The organism is Nocardia wallacei (genome assembly GCF_014466955.1).
GTDB classification, from domain to species: domain Bacteria; phylum Actinomycetota; class Actinomycetes; order Mycobacteriales; family Mycobacteriaceae; genus Nocardia; species Nocardia wallacei.
Map to the genome: position 1 here is coordinate 3,979,274 of NZ_AP023396.1, position 11,584 is coordinate 3,990,857.

Below are 11,584 nucleotides of genomic sequence, written 5' to 3' on the forward strand. Positions count from 1 at the left end.
TTCGGCGCGGGGGTCCGTGCATCCCGATGGAGGAGTCCATGCCCAAGGTCAGTGACGACCATCTCGCCGCGCGGCGCAGTCAGATCCTGGACGGGGCGCGGAGCTGTTTCGCCGAATTCGGCTACGAGGGCGCCACGGTGCGCCGGCTCGAGGACGCCATCGGACTGTCGCGGGGAGCGATCTTCCACCACTTCCGCGACAAGGACGCGCTGTTCCTGGCGCTCGCGCACGAGGACGCCGCCCGCATGGCGGAGGTCGCGGCCACCCAGGGCCTGGTGCAGGTCATGCGCGACATGCTCGCGCGCCCCGAGGATTTCGACTGGCTGGGCACCCGGCTGGAGATCGCGCGGCGGCTGCGCACCGACCCCGAGTTCCGCGCGAACTGGGAGCAGCGCTCGGAGGAGCTGACCGCCGCGACCATCGCGCGCCTGGAGCGCCGCAAGGCGGCCGGGGCGCTGCGCGACGACGTGCCCACCGATGTCCTGCTCGGCTATCTCGATCTGGTGCTGGACGGGCTCATCGCCCGCATCGCGTCGGGCCACGCCAACGACAACCTCTCGGCCGTGCTGGACCTGGTGGAGGCGTCGGTCCGCCGCAAGCAGTGAGCGGAAAACCCCGCGCCGCAACGATTTCCGCCGTCGTGACACAAACCACGCCCGATCCGGAAATAACCGGGCAGACGCCAGGAGTTCGCCGAGGTATGACCTTTTCCGTGCCCGTCACCGTCCGCGGCTACGAACTCGATGTGAACGGCCACTTGAATCAGGCCGTCTACCACCAGTACGCCGAGCACGCGCGCTGGGAGGTGATGCGCGCCGCCGGGCTCGTCCCGGACAAGATCCGGCTGTCGGGGCTGGGGCCGGTGGTGCTGGAATCGACGGTCAAGCACCTGCGCGAACTGCATCTGGGCGACGAGGTGACCGTGACCTGCGAGACCGAGTGGGGCGAGGGCAAGGTCTTCCGGATGCGGCAGCGGATCATCAAGCTGGACGGCACCGTCTCGGCCGAATTCGATGTGGTGCTCGGGCTGATGGACCTCACCGCGCGCAAACTCGTGCCGAATCCGACCGAGCGCTTCCTGGAACTCGTCGACTCCGGCGAGGTGCTCGGTCTCCGGCGCGGCGGGCACGCGGCGGGTCGTTGAGCGGTCAACTGAAAATCTTTCGGCGATAGGCGTTTACATTCCGGTGCCCCGTTGCGCGGCCGCACCTGAAATCTTCCGTTGTGAACCGAACGGCCCGACGGTAGAGCTATGATCCAGATCACGCTCGGCTTCCGTGGCAAACCGCGAGCAGATCGGAGACCAGCCCTGATGCCTGAAACTCTGCACCCGTTCACCCCTGCCGCCGGATCGGCGCCCGAGCAGCGGGAGATCGTTCCCCCGCTGTCGGGCTACCTGGTGGCAGAGTCGGAGCACACCCTCAGCGTTCGCGTCGGCGAGGGCACGTGGACCTTCGACCGGGCGGATGTCCTGAGTATCGACGAGTCCGTCGGCGGGCGGAGCCGTTCCGAAGTGCCGGGCCGCCCCGTGCGGCTACGGATCCGGCCGGGCGCCATGGCGGACTTCACGCAGCGGCGGCGCATCGAGCTGACCGACCGCCCGATGACGTTGGCGCGGCGGCATTCTCCCGCGCTCGGTGACGAGGCGCTGCGCCGCCTGACCGAGGACTGGGCCCGCGCCCTGCGGCTACCCGCCACCCCCGGCGTCGGCGGCGCCACCTTCACCTTCTGCCAGACCCGCACCTCCGCGCGCAGCGACGACGGCACCGCCTGCGACAGTCTCGACTGAGGCATCTCGATGGCCGCACGCCCGGCAGGTTCGGTCCTCATCGTCACCGAGACCGACGATCTGCACGCCGACGCCATGACGGCCACGCTGCGAAAACACCACCAGCACACGCCGATCCGTCTCGACATGCGCGAATTCCCCAGGGTCGGCGGTAGTTTCCGGCTCGACCGGGCCGGTACCGCGCGTTCGCTGTCGCATGTGGTCGGCTTGGACGACGTGACCGCGGTGTGGTGGCGACGGCCGCATCGGTGCGTCGTCCCCGGCGGTGTGCGCGACGCCGACGACGACTTCCGGCAGGCCGAATGCGACGGCTTCCTGCAGGGGCTGCTGTGGTCGATTCCGGCGGTATGGGTCAACGATCCGGGCGCCGACCGCACCGCCACCCGCAAGATCGTGCAGTTGGAGACCGCGCGGCGGAGCGGTTTCGCCATCCCCGAGACGCTGATCACCAACGACCCGGACGAGGCGCGCAGCTTCGTCGACTCCCGGCCGGGGCCGGTGGTGTACAAGCGCACCGGCACCGGCCGCACCGAGTTCGCCGAGACCCGCCTGGTGGCACCGGCGGATCTGGATCTGCTCGGCGGCATCCGCTCCGCGCCGACGACCTTCCAGGACTACATCGATGCCGACTGCGATCTGCGGGTGGTATGGATCGACGGCATCGAGTGGGCGGTGCGGATCGACTCGCAATCCGGTGTGGGACGGGTGGATTCGCGCCTGGACACCTCGGTGGACTTCGCCCCCGCCCGGCTGCCCGCGTCGGTGAGCAAGTCCCTCGCCACGCTGATGGGCGCGCTCGGACTGGCGTTCGGCGTGCTCGACATCCGGCTCGGCGTCGACGGCGAGTACTACTTCCTGGAGGTGAATCCGCAGGGGCAGTTCGCCTATCTGGAGATCAAGACCGGGCTGCCCATCTTCGAGAGCCTCGCCAACTACCTGGTGCACGGTGACGCGGCGGTGGCCGACTACTGACGCGCCTACCGGGCTTCCTCCTCGAGGCTGCCCAGCAGCACGCGCAGGATGCGGTCCAGATCGCGGCGGTCCTTCGCCGAAAGTACCGACAGCAAACGGGTTTCGTTCTCGCTGTGCGCGGTGACGACCTCGTCGACCAGTGCGCGGCCCGCCGCCGTCAGCGCGACCCGCACCGCGCGGCGGTCCCCGGCGTCGGCGACGCGGCGCACCAGGCCCGCCGACTCCAGCCGGTCCAGCCGGCCGGTCATGCCCGCGCGGGACAGCATCATGGTGTCGGCGAGCACCGAGGGGTTCAATTCGAACGGCTCGCCCGAACGACGCAGGGCCGCAAGCACATCGAACTCGCCGCGCTGCAGGCCGTGCTCGGTGAACACCGCCTCGATCGCCCGCTGGGCGACCAGCTGCAGGCGGCCCAGCCGGCCCACGATCGCCATCGCCTCCACCTCGAGGTCGGGCCGTTCCCGCCGCCACTGCGCCACGATCTCGTCGACCGCGTCTCGCTGCACCATGGACAGCATTCTATTCGCTGGGATATAGTTCGTCAGCGAACTATTAATCACCGAACGATATGGACGTCGGCCATGCGCATCACCACGCCCCGGATCCCCGCCGCGATCCGCCACCCGCAGGACGCGGAGGTACACCGCACGGACGCGGTCACCATGCGGCTGCTCATCGACGCGGACGAGACCGGTGGCAGCCTGAGCAGTCTCGAGGTCACGCTGGCGACCGGCGCCGACGGGGCCGGGCCGCACTATCACACGCGCTCCGAGGAGCTGTTCTACGTGGCCGACGGGGAGCTGCAGGTACTCGCGGGCGAGGAGATCGTCACCGTCGGGGCGGGCGGCTCGCTCGTCGTGCCCCGGTTCATGCCGCACGCGTTCGGCGCCGCCCCCGGCGGCACCGCGCGGATCCTGATCGCACTCACCCCGGGCGTGCAGCGCTTCGAGTACTTCCGGATGCTCGAGCGGGTCGCCCACGGCGCGGCCACCCTCACCGACCTGGCGGCGGTGCAGGACGAGTACGACAACCACTTCGTCGACGCGCCGCGGTGGTGGGCCGAGCGCACCGCGAACCGGGCCTGACCAGTTCCGCGGTTACGACGCGCCGGTCACCCCTCCGCAGGCGGTCTCGTGCACCGCACGCCATCGCAAACCGTTGCGGGCGTGCGGGTCTCGGTGCAGCATCGCCGTGGTGATGCGGTCGTCGGCATCGCCACCGCTGCGGTGCCGTTCCCGGAATCTGGTCAGCACGTAATCGTCGGTGATGACGAGTAGTTCGATGTCGGTCACCTCGATCACCAAGCCCGGCGCGGTGTTTCGCGCCGCCGCGAGTCCTTCGAGCAGAGCCGCGCGCGCGATCACCGTGCCGGACACGGTCACCACAGACAGGTCGGGGTGCTGTTGGGCAGCGAAGCGGTCGAAGACCTCCGACGCCGCCTCGCTACCCAGCCAGCGACTCAGGTCCCCGTGCAACGCCTCGATCTCGCGCGCTACCGTCTCGTGCAGCGTGTCCACGAGACGACAAGCTACCCAACGAGTTCGGGGCGGTTACTTGCCGACCGTCTTACGCCGGTTCGCCCCACCCCGGCTGCGGAGTTGCACATGCGACTCCACCAGGACGTTGTGGATGAACCCGTACGAGCGGCCGGTCTCCCGGGCCAGTGAACGGATGCTCGCACCCGCCTCGTATTGCTTCTTGAGCTGGGTTTGCAGGCGGTCTCGCGACTTTCCGGTGACGCGCGTGCCCTTACCCAGCGTGGACTTCCCTTGTGCGGGCCTGTCACTCATGGCTTCCTCCGGTCGCCCTGCAGCCTCACTCCAGGCTAGACATTCGGCAGTCGGTGATCAACGCCTCTTTGTGATTTAGCTCACCGATTTCGGTGGGAGTCCGGTCCGAGCGACGATTTTCCACCGCCGACGCCGTCCTCAGGTTCGACAACGAGTGCAGTACGAGCATCCAGGAGCACCCCATGCGCAAGATCACGGCCGGTCTGTTCATCGCCCTCGACGGCGTCATCGAGGATCCGCAGGACTGGCATTTCCCCTACTACAACGACGAGATGGGCACTGCCGTCGACGCCCAGCTCGGCAACGCCGATACGCTGCTGCTGGGCCGCAAGACCTACGACAGCTTCGCCGGTGCCTGGCCGGAGCGGGAGGCCGGCGGTGCGGAGGACGCCGAATTCGCCCGCAAGCTCGGCGACGCCCGCAAGATCGTGGTGACCAGCCAGGACCTCACCTTCACCTGGCGCAATTCCGAGGTGCTGAAAGGCGATCTGATCGAGGCGGTCACGGCCCTGAAGCAGGAGTCCGGCGGCGACATCGGCATGAGCGGCTCGGTCTCGGTCGTCCGTCAACTGCTGAGCGCCGGATTGATCGACGAACTGCATCTCCTGGTCCACCCGATCGCCGTCCGTAAGGGCATGCGCCTGTTCGAGGAAGCCGACACCACCCTCCCCCTCACCCTGCTGAGTTCCACCCCGTTCAAAACCGGTGTGGTACATCAGGTCTACGGTCCGGGCGAGCAGCTGGAGGGCGGCTACGAAGAGGCCAAACAGCATCTGCCCCAGGACAATTGAGGGATGCGGTCAGCCTGAACCGCCCGCCAGGGCGGACGGTTCAGGCAATGGGGGAACCGCGGGCGGTCCAGGTAATAGGACTGCCACCAGCGTCCGTCCACCGCCCCTCTCACCGCCTGAACCGCCCGCCAGAGCGGACGGTCCAGGCAATGGGGGAACCGCGCGCGGTCCACGAAATGGGGAAACCGCGCGCGGTCCACGAAATGGGGCACCGCGGGCTGTCCAGGCAATGGGGGGCCGCGGGCGGTTCAGGCAATGGGGGCGCCGCGGGCGGTTCAGGCCAGTTGGATGAGTTCCAGATAGTCCTGGGACCAATGGTCTTCGGTGCCGTCGGGGAGCATGATCACTCGTTCGGGGTTGAGGGCCTCGGCGGCGCCTGGGTCGTGGGTGACCAGGACTACCGCGCCGGCGTAGCTGCGGAGGGCGTCGAGGACCTGTTCGCGGGAGATGGGGTCCAGGTTGTTGGTGGGCTCGTCGAGGAGCAGGACGTTGGCTGCCGAGGAGACCAGGCCCGCCAGGGCGAGGCGGGTCTTCTCGCCGCCGGACAGGGTGCCCGCGGGCTGTTCCAGTTGCGGGCCGGTGAACATGAAGGCGCCCAGCAGCCCGCGCAGGTCCTGTTCGCCCGCGTCGGGGGCGGCGTGGCGGATGTTCTCCCACACCGAGGCGCGGTCGTCGAGGGTGTCGTGTTCCTGCGCGAAGTAGCCGATCTTCAGGCCGTGGCCGGGCACCAGGCCGCCCGCGCTGGGCTGCTCCACCCCGGCGAGCAGGCGCAGCAGCGTCGTCTTGCCCGCGCCGTTGAGGCCCAGCACCACCACCCGGCTGCCGCGGTCGATGGCCAGGTCGACGCCGGTGAAGATCTCCAGCGAGCCGTACATCTTGGTCAGGTTCTCCGCCATCAGCGGCGTCTTGCCGCAGGCGGCGGGCTCGGGGAACTTGATGCGTGCCACCTTGTCGGCCACCCGCACCTCGTCCGCCTCGGCCAGCATCCGCTCGGCCCGCTTCACCATGTTCTGTGCCGCAACGGCTTTGGTGGCCTTGGCGCCGAGTTTGGCGGCCTGGGCCTTGAGCGCGGACGCCTTCTTCTCCGCGTTGGCGCGCTCGCGGCGGCGGCGCTGCTCGTCGGTGGCGCGGGCGTCGAGGTACTTCTTCCAGCCCATGTTGTAGATGTCGGCCTCGCCGCGCACGGCGTCGAGGAACCACACCTTGTTCACGACCGCCTCGAGCAGTTCCACGTCGTGGCTGATGACGACGAGGCCGCCGTCGTGGCTCTGCAGGAAACCGCGCAGCCAGGTGATGGAGTCGGCGTCGAGGTGGTTGGTCGGCTCGTCGAGCAGCAGCGTGGTGTCGGACTTGCCGCCGCTGCCGTCGGACGCCGAGAACAGGATGCGCGCCAGCTCGATGCGGCGGCGCTGACCGCCCGACAGCGTGCGCAGGGACTGGCCGAGCACCCGCTCGGGCAGGCCGAGGCTGTTGCAGATGCGGGCGGCCTCGCTCTCGGCGACGTAGCCGCCCAGCGCCGAGAACCGCTCCTCCAGGCGGCCGTACTTGCGCACCGCCTGCTCGCGGGCGGCGTCGTCGGCGACCTCCGCCATCAGCGCCTGCTGCTTCTCCATCTGACGGATCAGGGCGTCGAGCCCGCGGGCCGACAGCACCCGGTCGCGGGCGAGCACGTCCAGATCGCCCTCGCGCGGATCCTGCGGCAGGTAGCCGATCTCGCCGGAGCGGATCACCTTGCCCGCGTACGGTTCGGCCTCGCCGGCCAGGATGCGCAAGGTGGTGGTCTTCCCCGCACCGTTGCGCCCGACCAGCCCGATCCGGTCGCCGGACTGCACCCGCAGCGCCGAGCCCGACGCGGTCAGAAGGGTGCGGATTCCGGCCCGGACCTCCAGGTCGGTCGCGGTGATCACAGATTTCTCCTCGGCGGGTTCGGCGGGTTTCGCGGGCAACGGCTCGAGTGTGCATGCGGACGGCACACAAGAACCACCGATTTTACCCATGCGAAGGATCGGTTGCCGTAACGTGCACCACCCCCCACCGGGTAACGTGCGGTCCATGAGCGATCTGAAGGGCAAGGGGGCGCTGGTCACGGGGGCGAGCCGGGGCATCGGCAAGGCGGTCGCCGCCGAGCTGCTGGCTCGTGGCGCGAACGTGCTGATCACCGCGCGCAAGGCCGAACCGCTGGCCGAGACCGCCGCCGATCTGCGGGCACTGGGACATCCGGGCACGGTGGTGGCGCTGGCGGGCAATTCCGGTGACGCCGCGGCGCGCGCCCAGGCGGTGGCCGGTGTGGTGGCCGAGTTCGGATCGCTGGACATCCTGATCAACAACACCGGCATCAACCCGGTGTTCGGGTCGCTGATGGACGCCGACCTCGACGCGGTGCGCAAGATCTTCGACGTGAATGTCGTTGCGGCGCTGGGCTATGTGCAGGAGGCCTACCGAGCCTGGATGCGGGACAACGGCGGCGCGGTGGTCAACGTCGCCAGCGTCGCCGGGCTGCGGTCCAGCGGCGTCATCGCCGCGTACGGGGCGTCGAAGGCGGCGCTGATCCGCCTCACCGAGGAGCTGGCCTGGCAGCTCGGGCCGGGCATCCGGGTGAACGCGGTGGCGCCCGGCGTGGTGAAGACGAAGTTCGCCGACGCGCTGTACTCGGCGGACGAGGAAGCGGCCGCGCGGCCTTATCCGATGAAGCGGCTCGGCACCCCCGAGGACGTGGCCGCGCTGATCGGATTCCTGGTGTCCGATCAGGCGAGCTGGATCACCGGCGAGGTCGTGCGGGTGGACGGCGGCCTGCTGGCGACCGGCGGGCTCTGATCGGCTCGGACGGGCCGGTGCGCGGGATGCGCGGCGAATCGGCGCGTCGCGGCGGGTTCGGGGGCGTGCCGGAGTCGTGACCACGGACCTGATCGTCTGCGGGCTCGGGCCCGGCGGGCGGGCACTGGCGCATCGCGCCGTGGCGCGGGGGATGTCGGTGACGGTGGTGGATCCCCGCCCGGAGCGGCGGTGGACGGCCACCTACGCGGCGTGGGCCGACGACATTCCGCAGTGGGTTCCCGCGCACACGATCGCGGCCACCGTGGCCCGGCCGGTGGCGTGGGGCACCCGGCGATTCGAGATCGACCGGCCGTACGCGGTGTTCGACGTCGCGGCACTGCAGGATTCGCTGGCACTCGGCGACGCCCGGGTGGTGGCGGACCGGGCCGCCGAGATCGTGCGGCCGCGCCGCGGGGCCGGGCGGGAGGCGGTGCGGCTGGCGTCGGGAGAGGTGCTGACCGCGTGGCGGATCATCGATGCCCGGGGGGTCGGCCGCTCCCCGGCCTGGGCCGAGCAGACCGCCTACGGCGTCGTGGTCGCCCGCGAGCGGTGGGCCGAACCGCTGTTCATGGATTGGCGTCCCGATCACGGGGCGGGTATGGGCGAGCCGCCCTCGTTCCTCTACGCGATCCCCCTCGGTCCCGGCACCTGCCTGCTCGAGGAGACCTGCCTGGCCGGACGCCCCGCACTGAGCGGGGCCGAACTGCGCGAGCGGCTGCGCACCCGATTGCGCTGTCGCGGTATCGAACTCGACGGCAGTGAGCCGGTCGAGCACGTGCGCTTCCCGGTCCAGGGCGGGCGGCCCGGCCACCGCCGGTTCGGCGCCGCGGGTGCGCTGCTGCACCCCGCCACCGGATACAGCGTGGCGGCGTCGCTCGCGGCGGCGGACGCCGTGGCCGCGAGCGCCTCGATCTGGCCGCCCACCGCCCGCGCGGTCCATCGTCTGCGCACGGCCGGGCTGCGGGCCCTGCTCGCGCTGCCCCCGTCCGACGTGCCGCGCTTCTTCGACGCCTTCTTCGACCTGTCGCCCCGATGGCAGCGCGCCTATCTGTCCGGCCGCGCCGACCTCCCGGGCACCGCCGCCGCCATGGCCGCGCTGTTCGGCAAGCTGCCCTGGCGGCTGCGCCGCACCCTCGTCGCGGCCACCGTGGGACGTTGAGAAGGCTTGGCGCCCAAGGTTTCCCGATCAGTGGCTGTCGATCACCAGGGCGGTGGTGTTGTCCGTGCCGCCCGCGCGCAGGGCGGTGTCCACCAGGGTTTCCGCGGCGGTGTCCGGGGTGGGGTGGGCGGCGAGGATCTCCTTGACCTGCGCGATGGTCAGCATCTTGTGCACGCCGTCGGTGCTCAGCAGCAGGCGGCCGGTGCTGGTGCCCGTGACGGCGCAGCCGATGTCGGTGGCCCGGACGGTGCGGACGGTCGTGTAGACCATGTGGTCGGCCCGGGCCGCGGGCTCGACTCCGCGGGTGCGCAGATACTCGGCGACGGTGTGGTCGGTGGTGACCTGGTGCAGCACCCGGCCGTTCCACCGGTAGGCGCGGCAGTCGCCCACCCAGGCGATCTCGCAGCTGCCCGACGACCGGTCGTCGGGCAGCACCGCGACCACCAGCACGGCGTCGGCGCTCGGTTCGGGGAACTCGCGGAGCAGTTCCCGCTGCGCGGCAAGGATGCCCGACTGCGGGCCGTGCGCGGCCGCCTCGCGGGCCACCGTCGTCGCGGCCGTGCGGGCGGCGCGGGCCGCCAGCAGATGATCACCCACGCCGTCGGCGACCACGAAGGCGGTGTGGCCCGTCGCCGGGTCCGTGTGACCGGCCACCGCGTCCGCGTTGATCGAACGCCCGCCACGCCGGCTCACCGATTGTCCTGTGATACCCGTGAGCCGGATCAGCTCGCGGCGAGTAATGGCGGTGGTGGGTGCGTTGTCCACGGCCTGGCCTCCTCGGACTGGCCCGCGTGCGCTGTCGATCAGCACAACTCGAGTAAACGCCGGCAATCCAAGAGTCAACCGTGCGCTCCCTGTGAAAGGGGGCACGAGTTGATCACGATTCGATAGCACCCGCGCCGACCAATCCGGTGCGGCGGCCGCTCCGACTCCCCTGTGTCAGCCCCTGGCGAAAGGATCGCGCACCCTACCCCGACCGTCATGACCAGTACCTTCCGCACCGGCCCCGGCCCGACCGCCGATCCTTCCCGGCCGCGGTGACACGGCGACGCACCCGCCGCGGGGCGTCCCTCGCTTCCCGGCGAAAAATTCTCGTCCGGGACCAATCCGGCGATGCTTCGGCGACGACTCCCTCTCTGTGAGGTCGTACGCATTGGCCGTCGGTCTGGAAGGACATTGAATTGGTCATCCGCGCCCGAGGTTCGGCGGGTACCGTCTCGGCCGGCGAGGGCGCCGGCGCGGACGCGCCACTGCAAGCGCTGATCGAACGCGTTGCCGTGGGTGACGAGCAGGCCTTCGCCGATCTCTACGACATCGTCTCCGGTCCCGTGCTGGGGATCGTCACCAGAATCCTGCGCGACCGCTCCCGGTCCGAGGAGGTGATGCAGGAGGTCCTGCTGGAGATCTGGCTCAAGGCGCCCAAGTTCTGCGAACAGCAGGGCAACGTGATGGCGTGGGCGGTGACGATGGCGCACCGGCGGGCCATCGATCGGGTTCGGCACGAACAGGCCTGTTCCGACCGCGAGGGTCGCATCGAACAGCTCGACGTGCGCCGCCCGGTCGACGAGGTCGTCGAGACGGCGCTGGCCCGCCTCGACGAGCAGCAGGTGCGCACCGCGCTGGACAAGCTGACCGAGCTGCAGCGGCAGTCCATCGTGCTCGCCTACTATGGCGGCTATACCTACCGCGAGGTCTCCCAGGTCCTCGGCACACCGGTGGGAACGATCAAGACCAGGATGCGTGACGGTCTGATCCGGTTGCGTGAATATTTGGGAGCTCAACAGTGACTTGTCCGGCCGGGATGCACGATCTCACGGCACCCTATGTGCTCGATGCGCTACCGGACGAGGAACGCACCGCCTTCGAAGCGCATCTGCGCGAATGCCCGTGCTGCCGCCGGGAGATCGGCGAGCTGGGCGGCACCGTCGCCCGGCTCGCGGCCGCGTGGGCACAACCCCCGTCGGAGGAGCTGCGGGCGCGGGTGCTGCGGCGCATCGAGGCCACACCCCAGCAGCCGGTCGCCCGCCGGCCCGCTCACTCCGCGAGCCCGGTCAGCACCCGCGCCCGCAGGGCCGGATCGGGCTGACACGCCAGGCATTCCGCCAGCCGCACCAGCACTGCACGGAATTCGGCGACCTCGAGCAGGCACGCCGGGCACCATTCCAGGTGCCGTTCGAACTCCGCCCGCTCGCCGTCGGCCAGCGCGTCCAGCACGTACGCGCCGCTGAGCGCGCCCCAGTCCGGACATGCGTTCACGATGCGGCGACCG

Annotated in this window: 16 protein-coding genes; 10 read left to right on the forward strand and 6 right to left on the reverse strand. The window is 70.2% G+C overall.

Annotated features, from left to right (window positions below; translation table 11 throughout):
- The first annotated feature begins 38 nt into the window (after positions 1-38).
- The 4 genes from NWFMUON74_RS17710 to NWFMUON74_RS17725 all read left to right on the forward strand — a co-directional run bounded on the left by NWFMUON74_RS17710 (position 39) and on the right by NWFMUON74_RS17725 (position 2,761).
- Complete coding sequence (locus tag NWFMUON74_RS17710) at positions 39-605, forward strand: TetR/AcrR family transcriptional regulator (RefSeq protein WP_187682994.1); 567 nt, start codon at positions 39-41, stop codon at positions 603-605.
- A 95-nt stretch (positions 606-700) separates the two neighbouring features.
- Positions 701-1,144 (forward strand): acyl-CoA thioesterase, encoded by a 444-nt coding sequence (locus NWFMUON74_RS17715; protein ID WP_187682995.1) that lies wholly within the window; start codon positions 701-703, stop codon positions 1,142-1,144.
- 168 nt (positions 1,145-1,312) lie between these two features.
- Complete coding sequence (locus NWFMUON74_RS17720) at positions 1,313-1,789, forward strand: hypothetical protein (protein WP_187682996.1); 477 nt, start codon at positions 1,313-1,315, stop codon at positions 1,787-1,789.
- Positions 1,790-1,798: 9 nt separating this feature from the next.
- Complete coding sequence (locus tag NWFMUON74_RS17725; protein ID WP_187682997.1) at positions 1,799-2,761, forward strand: MvdC/MvdD family ATP grasp protein; 963 nt, start codon at positions 1,799-1,801, stop codon at positions 2,759-2,761.
- 5 nt (positions 2,762-2,766) lie between these two features.
- Here the strand turns inward: NWFMUON74_RS17725 and NWFMUON74_RS17730 are convergent, their stop codons facing one another.
- Entirely contained in the window at positions 2,767-3,270 is a 504-nt protein-coding gene (locus tag NWFMUON74_RS17730; protein ID WP_187682998.1) for a MarR family winged helix-turn-helix transcriptional regulator, read from the reverse strand.
- Between the two features lie 72 nt (positions 3,271-3,342).
- Here NWFMUON74_RS17730 and NWFMUON74_RS17735 point away from each other — a divergent pair, with 72 nt between their 5' ends.
- On the forward strand, positions 3,343-3,846 hold the full coding sequence (locus NWFMUON74_RS17735) for a cupin domain-containing protein (RefSeq protein WP_187682999.1): 504 nt from the start codon (positions 3,343-3,345) through the stop codon (positions 3,844-3,846).
- A 12-nt stretch (positions 3,847-3,858) separates the two neighbouring features.
- Here NWFMUON74_RS17735 and NWFMUON74_RS17740 read toward each other — a convergent pair whose 3' ends face one another.
- The gene (locus NWFMUON74_RS17740) at positions 3,859-4,278 is read right to left on the reverse strand and encodes a DUF4440 domain-containing protein (protein WP_197986858.1); all 420 of its coding nucleotides are present in this window, start codon (positions 4,276-4,278) and stop codon (positions 3,859-3,861) included.
- Positions 4,279-4,311: 33 nt separating this feature from the next.
- Entirely contained in the window at positions 4,312-4,551 is a 240-nt protein-coding gene (locus NWFMUON74_RS17745) for a helix-turn-helix domain-containing protein (RefSeq protein ID WP_187683000.1), read from the reverse strand.
- Between the two features lie 182 nt (positions 4,552-4,733).
- Here NWFMUON74_RS17745 and NWFMUON74_RS17750 point away from each other — a divergent pair, with 182 nt between their 5' ends.
- Positions 4,734-5,342, forward strand: a complete 609-nt coding sequence (locus NWFMUON74_RS17750; RefSeq protein WP_187683001.1) for a dihydrofolate reductase family protein — start codon at positions 4,734-4,736, stop codon at positions 5,340-5,342.
- Between the two features lie 275 nt (positions 5,343-5,617).
- Here the strand turns inward: NWFMUON74_RS17750 and NWFMUON74_RS17755 are convergent, their stop codons facing one another.
- Positions 5,618-7,249 (reverse strand): ABC-F family ATP-binding cassette domain-containing protein, encoded by a 1,632-nt coding sequence (locus NWFMUON74_RS17755; RefSeq protein WP_187689245.1) that lies wholly within the window; start codon positions 7,247-7,249, stop codon positions 5,618-5,620.
- A gap of 145 nt (positions 7,250-7,394) precedes the next feature.
- Between NWFMUON74_RS17755 and NWFMUON74_RS17760 the strand changes: the two genes are divergently transcribed.
- Both NWFMUON74_RS17760 and NWFMUON74_RS17765 read left to right on the forward strand, forming a co-directional pair.
- Positions 7,395-8,156, forward strand: coding sequence for an SDR family oxidoreductase (locus tag NWFMUON74_RS17760; RefSeq protein WP_187683002.1), 762 nt, complete (start codon positions 7,395-7,397; stop codon positions 8,154-8,156).
- A 76-nt stretch (positions 8,157-8,232) separates the two neighbouring features.
- Positions 8,233-9,315, forward strand: coding sequence for a lycopene cyclase family protein (locus tag NWFMUON74_RS17765; RefSeq protein WP_232110417.1), 1,083 nt, complete (start codon positions 8,233-8,235; stop codon positions 9,313-9,315).
- Between the two features lie 27 nt (positions 9,316-9,342).
- Here the strand turns inward: NWFMUON74_RS17765 and NWFMUON74_RS17770 are convergent, their stop codons facing one another.
- A complete protein-coding gene (locus NWFMUON74_RS17770) occupies positions 9,343-10,080 on the reverse strand; it encodes a PP2C family protein-serine/threonine phosphatase (protein WP_187683003.1) in 738 nt (245 codons plus the stop codon).
- A 416-nt stretch (positions 10,081-10,496) separates the two neighbouring features.
- Here NWFMUON74_RS17770 and sigK point away from each other — a divergent pair, with 416 nt between their 5' ends.
- Together sigK and NWFMUON74_RS17780 are read left to right on the forward strand one after the other, a co-directional pair.
- Entirely contained in the window at positions 10,497-11,102 is a 606-nt protein-coding gene (gene sigK, locus NWFMUON74_RS17775) for an ECF RNA polymerase sigma factor SigK (protein ID WP_187683004.1), read from the forward strand.
- Positions 11,103-11,116: 14 nt separating this feature from the next.
- Positions 11,117-11,401 (forward strand): RskA family anti-sigma factor, encoded by a 285-nt coding sequence (locus tag NWFMUON74_RS17780; RefSeq protein WP_187683005.1) that lies wholly within the window; start codon positions 11,117-11,119, stop codon positions 11,399-11,401.
- Here NWFMUON74_RS17780 and NWFMUON74_RS17785 read toward each other — a convergent pair.
- Positions 11,350-11,571, reverse strand: coding sequence for a zf-HC2 domain-containing protein (locus NWFMUON74_RS17785; RefSeq protein ID WP_187683006.1), 222 nt, complete (start codon positions 11,569-11,571; stop codon positions 11,350-11,352). The genes NWFMUON74_RS17780 and NWFMUON74_RS17785 overlap by 52 nt on opposite strands.
- Positions 11,572-11,584: the final 13 nt, after the last annotated feature.